The organism is Desulfovibrio oxyclinae DSM 11498 (assembly GCF_000375485.1).
GTDB lineage: Bacteria > Desulfobacterota > Desulfovibrionia > Desulfovibrionales > Desulfovibrionaceae > Pseudodesulfovibrio > Pseudodesulfovibrio oxyclinae.
Map to the genome: position 1 here is coordinate 139,223 of NZ_AQXE01000003.1, position 16,385 is coordinate 155,607.

A 16,385-nucleotide genomic window follows, 5' to 3' on the forward strand; every position below is an offset into this window, starting at 1 on the left:
AACGGTTAATCCTCGGCTCCGTATACGAACGGGAACAGAAAAAGCCCGGCCCCGGCAAACAGCGCATCGAACGCAAGCACCAGTCCCATCCAGTCCATGGCTTCATCCACGCCCTGCCCGGAAAATGCCGCGGCAAAGAGCGTGATGCCGGCCAGCAACACTGGCAGAAGCAACGGAAAGACTATGACGGAAAGAAGCGATTCACGAGCGGTCTGGCCCTGCGACAAGGCACCAAGGAGCGCACCCAGAACGCAAAGCCCCACATCAGCACCGGCAAGCGCCGCAAAAAACAGCCACGCCGGACCGTTCACGTCCTGCCCGAGAAAGGCCACGGTCGCCGGGAAGAACACCAGCTGAGAAAGAATCAGCAGGCTCAGTCCGGCCAGTCCCTTTCCAATCCAGACCGAATGAATGGGCACCGGCGAAGAGAGAATCCCCAGCCTCGCCCCTTCGGCTTCTTCAATACTGAACAGGTCGTTGAAAACAAGCACGAGGCAGAAGGACGAAGCCAGCCAGAAGATGGCTCCGGCGGCCTGCGCGGTGATGGCTCCCCCAAGCGGCTTGGACAGGCTGAAAAGGAATATGAGGATCAGGCCCAGCAGGACGGCCTGAACCGGTCCCTGTCCTCCTCCCACAGAGAGGCGCAGGTCCTTGCCCGCGATGAGCATGGCGCGTTTCAGCATGTCGGCCCCTCCGGTTCGTAATCCGCGGCGGGTCCGAAATACTCGACCTTGCGGCCGCCCAGCGCCAGCACCTTGTCGGCGATGTTACGGTCCTCGTGCACATGATGGCTGATCCAGACCACGGCGGTTCCACGATCACGAAACGCATCAATCTCGCGACGCATCATGTCCAGCGACCGAAAATCCAGTCCGGTGCCGGGCTCGTCCAAAAAGACGAGTTCCGGTTCGACCAGAAACACGCGCGCCAGATTCAGCCGCTGCGACATGCCCCGGGAGAATCCGCCAGCCTTTTCTTCTGCAACGCGTGAAAGCCCCACACGCTCCAGAACGGCGGCAACTGCCCGCTCATTCGCATCCACGCCGTACATTCCGGCCCAGAAGCGAAGGTTGGCCGCGGCAGTCATGCCCGGGTAGATGAAGGTTTCATGTCCCAGGTAGGCGCTCTTCTCCGGCTCGACAAGCAGTTCGACCTTGCCGGCGCTTGCGCGTCCCAGCCCGGCCATGATCTTCATGAGCGTACTCTTTCCCGCGCCGTTGCGGCCCGCGAGGAGAAGAATCTCCCCGCGTTTCAGCTCGCACGACACGTTTTTGAAGACCAGCTTGCGTCCAAAGAATTTGGCGGCCTTGCCCACCCTGAGAACCACGTCGCCGGACATCGGCTAGACGGTCCCCTTTTCGCGACGATATAAAGCCAGCCCCATGATGCACATCACGGTCCCGCCGATCCACACCCAGTTCACGAGCGGATTGACGCTGATCTTGAAGCTCACCTCACCCTGCTTGGTCAGACCGAGCACGGTGGCGTAAAGCTCCTCGCCAAGGGACGGAACAACCGCCACCTCCGCGAACTGCTGTCCGGGATAACTACGGTAGATCCGCTTTTCAGGGTGCATGATATCGACCAGCTCGCCGCCCTTCTCGACCTTGAGTCGAGCCGTGAGCCGCGCGCTGAGTTCCTTGGTCTCGTCCTGCACGTGGTCAAGGTAGGTAATGTTATATCCCTCGATGCGCATGGTCTGCCCTTCCGCAAGGGTCACCTCGGCCTCGGCTTTGTACGGTCCGGAGAAGGCTATTCCAAGGGCCATCATGGCTACACCCAGATGAATTCCGTATTGCCCCCACGAGGTCGCATTGCGACGCATGGCCGGAGAGAACACGAACAGGAGCACCACACTGCCGATGGCCGCCACGGAAGAGGCCGCCGCGAACACCGGAAGAGGCTTGTCGTATCCCATGGCGTAAATTGCCACCGCGGAAACCGCGAAGATGATGCAGACGGCAACGAACCCTTTCAGGTCGCGCATGCCGCCCTTCCAGCCGAGCCAGGGACACACGGCGAACATGAGCACGAGCAGGCTGAAGAACGGCAGGGTCACCCGGTTGTAGAAATCAGGTCCGAGCCCCATGGTCTGGTCGCTCCAAATCTGGCTGATCACGGGCCACATGGTGCCAAGTGTTACGACCAGTCCGAGTGCCAGCAGGAACCACGTACAGGCCACGAGCAACCCCTGCCTGCTGGCAAGATCACTCAGGGAACGGGTCACGTGCTTTTCTCCGAGCAGGACGACCAGCCCCGTCAATACAGCCTGAACGACCATGCCGATGACCAGCGGGATCGCCACGGGGCTCTTGCCGAAGGTGTGCAGCGACTCGATGACCCCGCTTCGGGTCAGGTAGGTACTGAACACGCAAAGCAACAGCGTGAGCGAAATGAGCACGACGTTGGTGCGTTGCAGAGCGCCGCGCCGGGCTTCGATGACTGCGGTATGCAGGAAGGCCGTTCCGGCAAACCAAGGGATCAGAGAAGCGTTTTCGACCGGGTCCCATGCCCAGTAGCCGCCCCAGCCCAATTCCATGTAGGACCACCAGCCGCCGAGCACGATACCGGCGGTGAGGAAGACCCACGCAAGGATGTTCCAGTTGCGGGTCAGCTTCACCCAGCTCTTGGGTTCGCCCGCGATGTAGGCAGCCAGAGCCGCGCATCCGGGGACGGTGTAGAGGGCGAAGCCGAGGAACAGAAGGGGCGGGTGGAAGATCATGCCCGGGTTGCGCAGCAGCGGGTTGAGACCGCGACCGTCAAGCGGCGTGGGCACGAGCTTGATGAACGGGTTGCTCCAGCAGGTGAGCAGGAGCAGGAAAAATGCTTGAAACATCATGAAAAAGACCCAGAAGAACAGCTTGGTGCGATCTTCAAGGGCCTTGTATTTCGGGGAAAAGGCGAAAAGTACGCCGCACACGGCGATGATCAGCTCCCAGAAAAGAAGCGACCCGGCTCGTCCGCCCCAGAATCCCGTGATGGTGTAGATGAAGTTGAGGGTCTCATCCACATTTTCATAGACGTAGAGGAACGAATAGTCCCGCGCCATGAGGGCGGCAAGCAGGATTGCCGAAGACGTGACCACGCAGGCGGCGGCTCCGAAGCTGCCGAACTCCACGGCACGGAGTCCTTCTCCTGTGTCTTTCCAGGCCGATCTGGCTGCCCATGCAGCGGCGAAGAGTGAAAGTAGCAATCCTGCGAGCAGGACGCCGTAGGCTGTCAGATGCATGCAAACTCCTTGTCGAGTACGAGTCGCAGTTCAGGGATGAAAGTTTGCCGCTTGTAGACTGCGGATGGGGTTTTGGCAAGCATGTGAAAATATTTTCACGCCTCTTAGGCGTTCTCGTCCATTGATTCACTCTGCTCTTTGTATTTCGAGGGGCATTTGGTCACCAGCGTACGTGCTTCAAACACGTTTTTCTGGTGATTCATGCCGCCTTCCACGATGACTTCCACGCCCGGCTCGAACGTGTCGGGGATGGAGCCGCTATATTCCACACGCACGGCCCGACCCGGTTCCAGCTTGTCCAGCAGGTCAAAGGAGACGCCTATGCCGCCGTCGCGATCAACGTTTTCCATGGCGACCTTGCCGAACAGGCGCGCGTGCTCCAACTGGGAGCTGTCGGCCGCGAGGGCCTCATTCACGTTGAGGAAGTACACTGAATCCTCGGTGAGCCCGGAGTACACAAGGTAACCGAACCCGCCCAGAAAGAGGAATATGGCCGCGAGATACACGGCTTTGGAGTTCTTCTTCGCCATTATTTCTTTCCGTCCTGTTTTTTGCTCTTCTTTTTCGGCTCGTCCCGGCGAGTCAGTTCATCGCGGCGCGCGCGGGCCAGTTCTCGCATGTCCACGACCTGATCCGTCTCGTCCACGATCTCGCTGCCGAGTATTTCTTCAAGCACGTCTTCAAGCGTGACAACCCCGGCGACGCCGCCGTATTCGTCCAGCACCACGTAAAGATGCACCCTGCTGCCAAGAAACTGCACCAGCAGCTTGTCCAACGTCAGGGTTTCAAGCACGAAGCGTACCGGCTTCATCATGTCGGCCAGAACCCTGTCGTTCTCGTCGTTGGCCAGCGCCTCGAACACCTGCCTCCGATACACGACGCCCACGATGTCCTCAGGGTTGTCGTCATACACCGGGATGCGGCTGTGCGGCCACGAAGGCTGCGACTCGCGGGCCTCATCGACAGTCATGTCCGCCGGCAGGGAAAAAACCACAGTTCGCGGCGTCATGATCTGTTCCACCGTCTTCATGTCCAGCGAGAGGATGTTTCGTATGGAAACCTCCTCGTACGCCTTGATGGTCCCGGAGCGACGCGTCAGGCTGACTATGGCCCTGATGTCATCCTCGGTGTGACCGGGGGTGCCGTCACGCCTCCTGACAAGCCTCGCCATGGCTCCGCAGAACCAGATAACCGGCTTCAGAATCCATATGAGCCCGCTTAACGGACGAGCCAGAAGCGGCGCGATGCGCTCGTTGTAATCGACTCCGATCGTCTTTGGAAGTATTTCTGACAGAATAAGTATGAAAACCGTGAAGGCAATGGTGAACAGCCAGAGAGTGTCCTCTCCGTAGACGTTTCCCCATGCCCAGCCTGCTACGGCGGCACCCGCCGTATGGGCCACGGTGTTAAGGGTCAGAATCGCCGTAATCGGCTCTTCGACGTTGATGCGCAGGCGCTCCAGAAGGTCGGCGCCTTTGCGTTTTTCCTTTTTGAGCTTTTCTATGGCGCTCGGGGGGAGCGAATAGAGGGCTGCCTCCGCAACGGAGCAATAGGCGGAGACGAGAGTGGCCACCCCGACGGCAATTATCAGTTCCAGCATTTCCTTTCCTTGAAAAAACCCGGCCGCAGGCCGTAACCGATTTCGAGAATACCAGATGCCCGCGCCCGCTGCAACAGCGTCTGATCTTGACAATCCGAGGGATTCCGGCAGACTGCCCCGATGATTCGGAACGGGGAAAAACAGGGAGATACGGCGGTTGTCGTACGGCTTGGCCACCTCGGGGACGTGGTGCTTGCCACCGGCGTGCTCGACTGGTGGAAACGCACGCGCAATCTGTCCTTCGTTTTCATCACCCGTCCCGGCAATGCCGACGTGCTGGAGGAGCACCCTGCGGTAAAAGAAATTGTCGAAGTGGAGCCGTCAGGCATGAGCCTGCGGGCCTGGATCGCCCAGTGCAAGCAACTCTCCCGCCATTTTCACGGCCTGCCCCTGATCGACCTGCATGGCGTGCTCCGTACCCGCGTCCTCGCCCAGTGCTGGCGCGGAAGGGTCTTTCGATACCCCAAGAAAGGGATACTGCGCAGGCTTTACGGCACAACCCGCATGAGACTGTTCGCCCGTGCACTGGAACAGACCAACGTGCCCCAGCGGTATGCCATGGCGCTGGACAAGGTCCCCCCCGGAAGAATCGAGCTGCTCCCGAAAATCCACCTGAACGACGGCGACAGGTACGCCGCGCTCGGCGCACTCAAGGATATTGACGGAACGCCGCTGGTGGCGCTTCACCCCTACGCGACACATCCCGCCAAGCAGTGGCCTGCGGAATACTGGGAAGAGCTGGCGAGCCAACTGGATCTGGCCGGGATCAACTGGGTCTGCATCGGCCGCAACGACGTCCCGCTCTTTTCCGAGACTCCGCGCGATCTCACCAACACGACCGGACTGCGCCAGACCTGCGCCGTGCTGGAACGGGCCGACGTCCTCGTGACCAACGACTCAGGCCCCATGCATCTCGCCGCCGGCGTGCGCACCCCGGTGGTCGCACTCTTCGGCCCCACCGCTCCGGCATGGGGGTTTTATCCCGCCGGACGCAATGACATGGTGTTGGAGCGTCCCCTCAAATGCCGTCCATGCTCGCTGCATGGCAAACGCGGCTGCACCAACGGTCTTGAATGCCTCGCCTCCATCACCCCACACGAGGCCATGGTCGCGATTCAGAACATCCTTACCGCCTGATCCATAACGCGCATTTCCTGCGCACCGACCGCACGGAATGCACTCCTTACAAATCCTTGGCTCCGGAAAAGCCCGGTTTCACGGCGTTCGGCCGCCCGGCACGGACCTTGCCTCTGTCCTGTCATGACAACCTCAACAGGAGACTCCGTCATGACCACCTTCTACAGGGCACTCATCCTTATTGCCTTCGTGCTGGCCGCCCCTTCGGCCTTTGCCTCCGACCTTCCCGCGGACATGATGCTTTCCGCCCCGGACGGCTGGGAAGCACGGCGTCCGGCAGTTCCATTCTCGCACACGCTGCACGACCGACTGGATCCGGGCCAGTGCGCCACCTGTCACCATGAATGGGACGGCAGCGGCCAACCTGCAAGCTGTTCCTCTTCCGGATGCCATGACCAGCAGGGACGACGCGAGGCTCGCTCGTTCTACCGTGCTTTCCACGACCGGTCCGACCAACGAAGCTGCGTGGGTTGCCATTCCACCGCCAGACGAGCGGGGTCAACGGATGTTCCCGTATCCTGCGGCGACTGCCACGTCCGCAACTGACCGCCGGTTCAAAAAGGACGGGGCCACCGCAGTGCGGTGGCCCCGTCCTTTCATGATATTGCGGGCCGCAGCCTAGAACAGCGGCGGCACTTCGAATTCCATTGTTTCCTTCGTCTTTGGATGCATGAAACGAAGATACGTGGCGTGAAGTTTCAGCTGGCCGGGGCCGGTTCCCGACCCGTAAAGCCTGTCGCCCACGATGGGTATACCGAGTCCGCCGGGTTCCGCCGCATGCATTCTGAGTTGGTGGGTACGTCCGGTAAGCGGAACAAACTCCACGCGGGTCCGGCCATTCTCTATGGCAATGCGCTTCCAGAGCGTTGTCGCGGGCTTGCCGCGTTCAAAGTCAACGACCTGATAGGGACGGTTATCCACGTCCAATCTCAACGGCAGATCCACCCTGCCCTCCTCCTCTTCCAGAACTCCGTCCAGCAGGGCCACATACCGTTTCGAGACTTCCCGGTCATGAAACTGCTGGGAAAGCTCCCGCTGCGCCCGGGCTGTAAGGCCGAGCACAAGTATGCCGGAAGTGTCCATGTCCAGCCGGTGAACCGTGGGATATTTCCGACATTCAGGGAACATTTCCTGAACGCGAGTCACCACGCAATCCTGATTTTCCGGCCCTTTTCCGGGTACGGAGAGCAGCCCGCTGGGCTTGTTGACAACAACAAGCTTCCTGTCGAAATACAAAACATCCAGTTTTTTCTCGTTCATTGAAAACTCGCGATTATTGGGCCTTCCGGCGAAAATGAGCGTCATGAAGGAGCGAAAACTAGCTTCGCCTTCAAGTCGTGGCAAGGATTTCCTTACTTTCCACAGGCAGTTGAAAACCGTCTGCCCATCATTCTAACCAAGTTGACATACCATTGAAACATTACGGATATTCTAAGGACTTAAAACAGACCTGAGGAAGAATGGCAAAAGAACGTCATCTGGAGAAAGCGCTGCTTGAAGCACGCAGGCGCATCGCGGAACTCGAAAACGAGCTTGATAGCCTGCGTCGCAGCCACGGGGTGGCCTTTGTGGGCGACTCGCCAAAATGCCGCAACGCTGAGGATTCTTACGTAAAACGCGACGCGGTTCCGGGGTTGCCTATCAAGATTCGCCGCCTTCGCATCCTTCTGGTCGAGGACAGCCACGACAACGTTCGCGTCATTCGCGCGTTTCTGGACCGCATGGGTCAGAATCTCACCGTTGCCGGCAACGGACATGAGGCCATGGAACTGCTTTCGGGCAAACCGTTCGACCTAGTGCTCATGGATGTGGAACTGCCCATAATGAGTGGCCTCGACGCGACGCGCCACATTCGGTCCGGCGCGGCCGGTGAAGCGGCAAAGGACCTGCCGATCATCGCCCTGACGGCTCACGCCGAACCGGGATTCCGCGAGCTCTGCCGCGAAGCCGGGATGAATGAAAGCCTTGCCAAGCCCGTTTCAATGGCCCAGATCGCACAGGCCATCGCGCATGTGCAAGACGGAATGCCCGGCAGCATGGCTTCACATGATGCCTTCGACACCGAAACGGTACTCGAAGCACTCGACGGCGACGTCGCGCTGCTCATGGAACTGTACAGAATATTCATACGAACCGCCCCGCAACGTCTTGAGGAAATCGAGACCGCCGTGGCTGAAGGCAATTTTGCCCTCGCCACTCACGTTGCACACGCTTTCAAGGGGAATACGGCCACCATCGGCGCCACTCGGCTCCACGCGACCATTGTCGAGCTGCATGAAGCACTCATGACAGAAAAGATTGAAACAGCGGCATCCATGCTCACCACGGTCCGAAATGAAACAGCAATCGTGTTGGATATGCTTCTTGAAAAACTTGGGGATACGCCTCCCTGCAACGAGTGACGGGAACCATGGCAAGACTGCATATCATAGATGATGACGAAATGACCTGCATGACGCTTGAGCATCTGGCCATGCAGATGGGGCATGCCGGTGGGTCATCCACGTCACTGACGCAGGGCCTTCTGTCCGTTGCGCAAACATCGCCGGACCTGTTATTTCTCGACGTGAACCTGCCCGACGGCAATGGCCTTGAGGCCATGAACGAACTGCGCGAGCGAGCGGGCGATCCCGTGATCATCATCGTGACGGCCATGGGCGATGCGGAAAGCGCGGAAGTCGCCATCCGCAGCGGGGCCTGGGACTACTTGCAGAAACCGCTCTCTCTGCCCAAACTCAAGCATTCCGTCGAGCGCGCGCTGCGTTTCCGGCAGCGCCACCTCTCCCCCCAGACCAGAGGGACCAAACGCGACGGCATTATCGGCACCAGCCCGAAATTTCAGGAATGCCTCAAGCTCATGTCCAGCGCGGCCACGAGCGACATTTCCACCCTCATCACCGGCAAGACCGGCACGGGCAAGGAGCTCTTTGCGCGGGCCATTCACGAAAACAGCGCCCGGTGCAAAGGATCGTTCGTGATTGTGGACTGCGCCTCGCTGCCTGAAAATCTTGCGGAGAGCACGCTATTTGGTCATCGCCGCGGCGCGTTCACCGGAGCGGAGAACACACGCCAGGGACTGGTGGCTCAGGCAGACGGCGGCAGTCTTTTCCTTGATGAAATTGGCGAGATGCCTCTCGCCGCCCAGAGGGTGCTTCTTCGCGTGCTGCAGGAAAAGTCCTTTCGTCCGGTTGGCGGCGACAATGTCATTACAAGCGATTTCCGGCTCATCGCGGCCACCAACCGCGACCTTGACCGGGAAGTGCGCGAAGGCCGGTTCAGGGAAGATCTACTATACCGGCTCAAGGGGTTCAGCATCGACCTGCCGGTGCTGGCCCGGCGACAGGAAGACATCCGACCACTGGCAAGGCACTTTGTTCAGCACCATTCCCGCCACGGGCTTACCAACACCATAAGCGAAGAGTTCATGCAGGCGCTGGAAAACTATGACTGGCCGGGCAATGTCAGAGAGCTCGCGCTTACCATAGAGCGCGCTCTTGCCGCGGCACAAAACGACTCCGCGTTGCTGCCCGAGCATCTTCCCACGGAACTTCGCGCACGGGCGGTCGGCGCCGCCCTCGCCAGGCCGAGGCACCTCCATGGCGAATCCTCCGCAACCGGGCTGCCTGCCTTCAAGGATTTCAAAGCCCGGCAGGCGCTACTCGCAGAGAAAACATACCTTGAACAGCTTGTCGCAGAAGCTGCAGGCGATCCTCAAAAGGCCCGAGACATCTCCGGTCTTTCCAAAAGCCGCATGTACGACCTGCTCAAAAAGCACGACCTTTCGCTGACCTAGACCGAGTCCTGTCAGACAGGACTCGGTCTTGCTGAACAGGACCCGGTCTGATTAAGCAGGACATTCCACACCCCCACCGGCTGCACCGTCCGAGCCAAATTAAAACTATCACCCCACGATAGCTGAACTTTATTAATAATAGCTAATCCCTATTCCTCCGGTACGCTTCTTGTTTGCATGTTCCCAAACAGCAACGCATAGCATGACGAGGAATTCACGATGTTTTTCGCCAATTTGAAGATAGGGGTGAAGCTATCCATAGGCTTCGGTCTGGTGCTCGCCATATTTCTTGCTCTGGGATTTCAAACCAACAACTCCCTGACGACACTGGGTGAGTTTCAACATGAAGGAGCGCACCGCGCCGAGGATGCGGTGGCCATAAGCGCCGTGGACTCAAGGCTCGAGAACTTCTACTCCATATTCAGCGACGCGGTCATGACACGCGACGCTCGGACCGCACGTACCGACTTCGCCGAATTCCGCCCCATGGCGGAGAAGGATATCGAAACAGTCGAAACGGTAGCTCGACAGATTTCCGGGGAGCGGGCCGCAGACAGGTTTGCGAAAGAGTACCAAGAGTATCTGGAATTGTTCGAGCAGGAACTGCTCCCCGCGCTGGAGTCGCCCGACACAACCGTTCGGGAACTCATGCCGTTGGTCAAGCGTGCAAGAGTTCTGCGTGATGCCACCATGGACGAACTCGATCCCATACTGGTCGAGATCACCAACGAAATGCACGCGGCCGATGAGGCATTCGACTCGCTGCACGAAAGCACCCTCTCCACCATGCTGACAACCACGGGCGCAGCCATCCTCTTCGCCCTGCTGGTTTCAACGCTCATCAGCCTGAGCATATCACGTCCCATGGGGCGGCTGGCCGTCCGGGCAGACGATATCGCCTCAGGCCGGTTCCGAATCGAACTCGACAAGGATCGCCGGGACGAGGTGGGCGCCGTAATCCGCTCCCTTGCACGAATTCGCGATACCTGTGCGCATCTGCAGGAGGAGACAACACGCATGACGCACGAGATATCCCTTGGCAGACTTACTAAACGCGCCGAAACCAAAGAGTTCGAAGGGGAATTCTCCAGCATCATGGAGGATGTAAACGAACTGGCCGACATTTATCTCGATTATCTCGACAATGTCCCTTCCCCCTTGATGACCATCGATACGGATCACAACATTCTGTTCATCAACAAGGCCGGAGCTGCCGCCGGTCACACCAGCGGCAAGGCGCTCGCCGGGACCAAGTGCTGGGACCATTTCAAGACCGACGACTGTCAGACGGACGACTGCGCATGCGCCAAAGCCATGCAGAGCCTCATGAATGAGTCATCCCAGACCGCGGCCCACCCCGCCGCCGGTGATCTCGACATTTCCTATTCAGCACGCCCCATCAAGGATCAGCAAGGCAACGTGGTGGGTGCCATTGAGCTCGTCACCGATCTGACCGAGATCAGGCAGGCCGAAAGGCGCATGGTCCGCATTGCCGAGTCCGCAGAACGCATTTCCCAGCGCCTTTCCGTTGCCACCCAGCAACTTTCCGCACAGGTGGAACAGGTCAGCGCCGGGGCGCGTTCACAGCGCGACCGTGTTGGTGAGACAGCCACCGCCATGGAGCAGATGAATGCAACCGTGCTGGAGGTCGCCCGTAACGCTAGCAGCGCTTCCGCAAGCTCCAACGACGCGCGGTCCGAGGCGGAACGCGGTGCCGAGATCGTCGGGCAGGCAGTACAGGCCATTTCGGAAGTTCACAGCACGGCGACACGCCTTCAGGAAAACATGCGCCAACTGGGTGGCGAGGCAGACGCCATCGGCAAGGTCATGGACGTGATCACCGACATCGCCGACCAGACGAACCTTTTGGCGCTCAACGCCGCCATTGAAGCAGCCCGTGCAGGCGAAGCCGGACGCGGATTTGCCGTGGTGGCGGACGAAGTGCGAAAGTTGGCGGAGAAAACCATGGGCGCAACCAAGGAAGTAGGCCAGAGCATCACATCCATTCAGGAATCCGCGAACACAAACCTCAGAAATGTCGATCAGGCCACGGAGACCGTGGACCGTGCCACCAGACTCGCCAACGACTCCGGCGAGGCCCTGAGCACCATCGTCCGTCTTGCCGGCGACAGCGCCACACAGGTGGAAGGCATCGCCACCGCATCCGAAGAGCAATCCGCGGCATCGGAACAGATCAACGCCACCCTCGACGATGTGAACAGCATAGTGGGCCAGACCACGGATGGCATGATGGAATCATCACAGTCAGTGAAGGAGTTGCACGACATGACTTCAGAACTCAATGAGCTGATCATGGAACTTCAGCAAACCGGCAAGGACGAAAAGGCGGCCTAGCACATGGTTTTCCGCTCTAGCTCTTCCGCCTCCCAAGAAGTCGGTCCAAGCGTCGCGCCAAGACGCATCCTCGTGGCCGACGACGAGGAACTCACAAGGCATCTCACGGGCGGTCTCGTCGAGCAGATGGGGCACGAGGCCATCCTTGCGAAATCGGGCGAAGAGGCCCTTGGGCTGCTGGATGACAGCATCGACATGGCCCTGTTGGACGTTCTCATGCCCGGCATGGACGGATTTGAGCTGACAACGGCCATCCGCAACCGTGACGATATCGAGGACATTCCCATCATCCTCATCACCTCTCTCAATGGCCGAAAGGAACGGCTGGAAGGTGCGCGGGCAGGCGCCAATGACTTCATCACCAAACCCGTGAACAAGACGGAACTGGCAATAAGGATGCAGTCGCTGCTGCGGATGCGGGATTACCAACAGCGCGAGAGGGAGCACAGACAGAAACTCGCACGCACGGTGGAAGAGCTTGAGCGCGCCCGTTCGGATATGGAAGACCAGGTCGAACAGCGGACGAGGGAACTGCTCGAATCAAACCGCTCGCTGGAACGGGAGATCAGCCGCCGCCAGTCGGCACAGATGGAGTTGCAGCTTCTGGAGGAGATTTTCAAGAATTCGCTTCAGGGCATCACCATCACGGACGCCAATGCGGATATCATCAAAATCAACCCGGCATTCAGCGCCATCACAGGCTACAGCCCTACCGAAGTCGAGGGACGTAATCCGCGAGTACTGAAATCCGACAAGCACGAGCCAAGATTCTACCGCAGGATGTGGGAGGAAATAGTCGCGCATGACCGTTGGTCAGGCGAGATATGGAACCGCCGAAAAAGTGGTGACATTTACCCTGAATGGTTAAACATATTCGCTTTCAGAAACGAAGAGGGCGAAGTCGTCAACTATGCGGCGATCTTCCATGATCTCAGCGAAAACAAGAAGAAGGATGAGCGCATAGCGTTCCAGTCCCAGCACGACGCCCTGACGGAGCTGCCAAACCGAAACCTGCTGTTGGACAGGCTCCGTGTTGCGCTTAAAAATGAAAAGCGCACCGCACTGCTGTGCATCGACATAAACAATTTCAAGCACATAAACGATTCATACGGGTATCGTACCGGTGATTCCATTCTGCAGGAAGTTGCCCGGCGGCTGGAAACGCTGGCGGCACCGGGGGATACCGTCGCCCGCGTCGGCGGGGACCTGTTCGCCTTCATGATGCATGAACCTTCCGACGTTCAAGAGATCGCGGGACTGGCACGGGAGATTCAAAAATCCATCGCCACTCCGATCAAGACCCATGGCGGCGCATTGGAACTCAGCAGTCGCATCGGCATTAGCATCTTCCCGGACGACAGCCGCAGGCACGAAACCCTGCTCGGTCAGGCCGAACTCGCCATGGAGCGCACAGGCGACGGTATCCACGACAGATTTCGTTTTTTCACCAGCCGCATGAACCGACGGATGACGCGCAGGATGGAACTGGAAAGAAAGCTTCGTTCCGCCCTCGCCAACGAGGAGTTCCGGCTGTACTACCAACCCAAAATCGAGATCGCCACCCGTCGCGTGACAGGATGGGAGGCATTGCTTCGGTGGGAAAACGACGGCCAGATCATCAGCCCCGCAGAGTTCATCCCCCTGACCGAGGAGACAGGGCAGATCGTCGCCATTGGAGAATGGGTCATAGCCCGCGCCTGCCGAGACATGAAACAGCTCGGCCTGTCGGATCGCACTGTCTCGGTAAACCTTTCGCCACTTCAGTTCGGACGCAGCAATCTGGCGGCAACCATACTCTCCATCGTCTCCGAACACGAAATTGAGGCGAACAGGCTGGAACTCGAAATAACCGAGAACAACGCCATGACCAACGTGCATGAGAGCGTCGCCCGTCTCAAGGCGCTCTCCAGAGCCGGATTCCGGCTGTCAATCGACGACTTCGGCACAGGCTACTCTTCGCTTTACTATCTGAAGGAGTTCCCCATCGATGTTTTGAAGATCGACAAATCATTTGTTCTGGATCTTGAGAAAGACGCCAGCAGCAGCATGATCGTGGCCTCGATCATCGACATGGCAAAGAACTTCCGCCTCAAGGTCGTGGCGGAAGGCGTGGAGACCGCCGAGCAACTGCAAATCCTGACGCAACTCGGCTGCGATCAGGTGCAGGGCTACTACTTCGGAAAACCCGTGCCCGTGGATCAAATCCTCACGGAGCTACCCGACTCGGAATAGACGCTATTTCGGCAGACGGAACGTAACCGTCGTTCCACTCTGCTCTCCGGTTGTCATCGTGATATCACCGTCCATGGCTTCAGACATGAGCCTTGCGCTGTAAGTGCCAAGCCCGGTCCCCTTCTCCTTGCCGTGGGTAACGTATTTGCCGAAGAAGTCGTCTCGGACCTCCTCGGGCACGGTACCGAGGTTGTGCACCGCAAGTGCGTGGTGCCTCTCGTTAGTGAACAGCATCACATCCACCGCGCTGCCGAAGGGCGAAGCCTCCACGGCATTTGCCACGAGGTTGCTCATGAGTGTGTTGATGAGCAGTTCGTCGGCAGTGACCATGTAATTGGAAGCACTGGCGAGATCCGTGCCGTTGATGGCGATCCGGATTCGTACCCCCCTGACGTGTGCCAATGACGCCAGATCAGCGGCGACGCGTTTGAGAACCCTGCACATGTCAACGGACTTCGGCTGGTAGACGTACTGGCCCGTTTCCATCTTGTAGAGATCCAACGAGAGATTGACCTGCGTGAGCATCCGATACCCGGCCTGCTCGATGGTATGCAAAAGTTCCTTCTGTTCTCTGGTGAGATTTTCGTCCTGCTGCATGGCCTGTGGAAGCCCGATGATGCCCGAGAGCGGGCTCCTGAGATCATGGATCATCATGCGGTCCACATCGGCCTTGAGTTGCTCAAGTTCCTTGCGTTCGCTGATGTCGTCCACCACCCAGATGACGCCTTCTTCCAGAGCGGGGGGATTCACGGCCTTACCTGAGAGGCTGCACCATATCCGATGCCCTTCCTTGGTTTTCAGAGGGTATTCCACCTGTCGGACCCGGCCGTTTTTCAGCGCCTCGTAGTGCTCGCGCTCAAAACGCCGTGCATCATCGGGAGTCACGTGCAGCAGTGAGACATGCTTCCCGGTCACCTCATCCTCGGTATAGCCGAACATACGCTCAAACCGCTTGTTGACGCGATGCATCCGGCGATCGCCCTTGAGGTAAATGGTGACCAGCGCGCTGCTGTCGAAGATGCTTTCGAACTCGCCCACCTTGCGCTTCAGCTCTTTCTCGATCAGCACCAGATCGGTAATGTCGCGGGACATGCCGAAAAGTCCGATGATGTTGCCGCCATCGTCGAGCAGAGGCCACTTGTTGCTGCTCACCCAGCCGATTTCCCCGTCCGGACGCATGTAGGCTTCCTGCACCCCGAGAAGAGACTTACCCTCCGCAATGACCGGGCGTTCTGTTTTCAGGTATTCCACGGCATGTTCTTCAGGAAAAACGTCCTGATCGGTCTTGCCGAGCATGTCGCGCCAGTGTGCGTGCCCCGTAAGTTCGGCCATGGACTGGCTTACGGCGGTAAAACGGTGACCCGCATCCTTGAAGTAAAGAAAGTCGGTGGTATGATCGAGCATGGCAACGAAGGTGTTGGTCAGCTCCTGAAGTTCCTGCATGGCTACGGACTTCTGCCGCTCCGCCCTGACCCGTTCCGTGATATCGCTGAACGAGACCATGAGCGATCCCACAGAGCGGCACTCGTACTCACCGGTCGACTCCTCAAGACGTGAGCCCTCAAGCCGCATATTGAGCGGCCTTCCCTTTGCGGGCTGCAGACGCAATTCAAGCCCTTTGTTGCCCGGCTGGTTGAAAAAGGCCTTATAGCGCCCGAGAAAAACGTTCCTGTCGCCATCAGCCAGAAAGACGGTAATGCCCTTGCCCACCATATCCGCATGCGTATACCCGAGCATTTCGCACAGGGTGTTGTTCACGTCGCGCACTACCCCATCGCGGTCCAGCAGGGCATATCCCACCGGAGCCTGATGGAAGAGGCGTTCATAGCGGTTCCGCGCCCGCGTGAGCGCGGTCTGGGCGCTTCGAAGCTCTTCGTTCTGGATTTCCAACTCGGCCTGATGAATCTGCAGTTCGTGCAGCACTTCATCGAAATTGCGCCTCAGGCACTCCGCCTCATTGGAGCCACTCTCGTCGACTATGTTCTCCGCCTGACGACGCAAACGCTCAAACTGCTTTTCGAACTTCATTTTCTTCCCCG

13 protein-coding genes and 1 pseudogene are annotated in these 16,385 nt (G+C 58.7%); 7 read left to right on the plus strand and 7 right to left on the minus strand.

Annotation, left to right across the window (positions count from 1 at the left end; genetic code table 11):
• Positions 1–5: 5 nt before the first annotated feature.
• From B149_RS0104780 to B149_RS0104800, 5 genes are all read right to left on the minus strand, one after another.
• On the minus strand, positions 6–683 hold the full coding sequence (locus tag B149_RS0104780; protein ID WP_018124030.1) for a heme exporter protein CcmB: 678 nt from the start codon (positions 681–683) through the stop codon (positions 6–8).
• On the minus strand, positions 677–1,339 hold the full coding sequence (locus B149_RS0104785; RefSeq protein ID WP_018124031.1) for an ABC transporter ATP-binding protein: 663 nt from the start codon (positions 1,337–1,339) through the stop codon (positions 677–679). The genes B149_RS0104780 and B149_RS0104785 overlap by 7 nt, the downstream gene beginning before the upstream one ends.
• Before the next feature lie 3 nt (positions 1,340–1,342).
• Positions 1,343–3,229: a heme lyase CcmF/NrfE family subunit gene (locus B149_RS0104790; protein ID WP_018124032.1), complete on the minus strand. Its 1,887-nt coding sequence runs from the start codon at positions 3,227–3,229 to the stop codon at positions 1,343–1,345.
• Positions 3,230–3,333: 104 nt separating this feature from the next.
• Positions 3,334–3,759 (minus strand): cytochrome c maturation protein CcmE, encoded by a 426-nt coding sequence (locus tag B149_RS0104795; RefSeq protein WP_018124033.1) that lies wholly within the window; start codon positions 3,757–3,759, stop codon positions 3,334–3,336.
• Positions 3,759–4,829, minus strand: a complete 1,071-nt coding sequence (locus B149_RS0104800; protein WP_018124034.1) for a hemolysin family protein — start codon at positions 4,827–4,829, stop codon at positions 3,759–3,761. The genes B149_RS0104795 and B149_RS0104800 overlap by 1 nt, the downstream gene beginning before the upstream one ends.
• 120 nt (positions 4,830–4,949) lie before the next feature.
• On the opposite strand from B149_RS0104800, the gene B149_RS0104805 reads away from it, so the two are divergent.
• Positions 4,950–5,966, plus strand: coding sequence for a glycosyltransferase family 9 protein (locus tag B149_RS0104805; RefSeq protein ID WP_018124035.1), 1,017 nt, complete (start codon positions 4,950–4,952; stop codon positions 5,964–5,966).
• A gap of 150 nt (positions 5,967–6,116) precedes the next feature.
• Positions 6,117–6,512, plus strand: a complete 396-nt coding sequence (locus B149_RS0104810) for a cytochrome c3 family protein (RefSeq protein WP_018124036.1) — start codon at positions 6,117–6,119, stop codon at positions 6,510–6,512.
• 72 nt (positions 6,513–6,584) lie between these two features.
• On the opposite strand, the gene B149_RS0104815 is transcribed toward B149_RS0104810, so the two are convergent.
• Positions 6,585–7,226 carry an RluA family pseudouridine synthase gene (locus tag B149_RS0104815; RefSeq protein WP_026167458.1) on the minus strand — a complete coding sequence of 214 codons (642 nt, stop codon included), beginning with the start codon at positions 7,224–7,226 and terminating at the stop codon, positions 6,585–6,587.
• A gap of 200 nt (positions 7,227–7,426) precedes the next feature.
• Here B149_RS0104815 and B149_RS0104820 point away from each other — a divergent pair, with 200 nt between their 5' ends.
• The 5 genes and pseudogenes from B149_RS0104820 (at position 7,427) to B149_RS16440 (ending at position 14,346) form a co-directional block, all read left to right on the plus strand.
• Positions 7,427–8,368 (plus strand): response regulator, encoded by a 942-nt coding sequence (locus B149_RS0104820; protein ID WP_018124038.1) that lies wholly within the window; start codon positions 7,427–7,429, stop codon positions 8,366–8,368.
• Positions 8,369–8,376: 8 nt separating this feature from the next.
• Complete coding sequence (locus tag B149_RS0104825) at positions 8,377–9,759, plus strand: sigma-54-dependent transcriptional regulator (protein ID WP_018124039.1); 1,383 nt, start codon at positions 8,377–8,379, stop codon at positions 9,757–9,759.
• A gap of 864 nt (positions 9,760–10,623) precedes the next feature.
• Positions 10,624–10,683 (plus strand): annotated as a pseudogene (locus tag B149_RS18970) (hypothetical protein); the annotation flags it as partial.
• 171 nt (positions 10,684–10,854) lie between these two features.
• Complete coding sequence (locus B149_RS18975; RefSeq protein WP_425386875.1) at positions 10,855–12,114, plus strand: methyl-accepting chemotaxis protein; 1,260 nt, start codon at positions 10,855–10,857, stop codon at positions 12,112–12,114.
• A 3-nt stretch (positions 12,115–12,117) separates the two neighbouring features.
• Positions 12,118–14,346 (plus strand): two-component system response regulator, encoded by a 2,229-nt coding sequence (locus B149_RS16440; protein ID WP_083909151.1) that lies wholly within the window; start codon positions 12,118–12,120, stop codon positions 14,344–14,346.
• Positions 14,347–14,349: 3 nt separating this feature from the next.
• On the opposite strand, the gene B149_RS17785 is transcribed toward B149_RS16440, so the two are convergent.
• On the minus strand, positions 14,350–16,374 hold the full coding sequence (locus B149_RS17785; protein ID WP_018124042.1) for a PAS domain-containing protein: 2,025 nt from the start codon (positions 16,372–16,374) through the stop codon (positions 14,350–14,352).
• Positions 16,375–16,385: the final 11 nt, after the last annotated feature.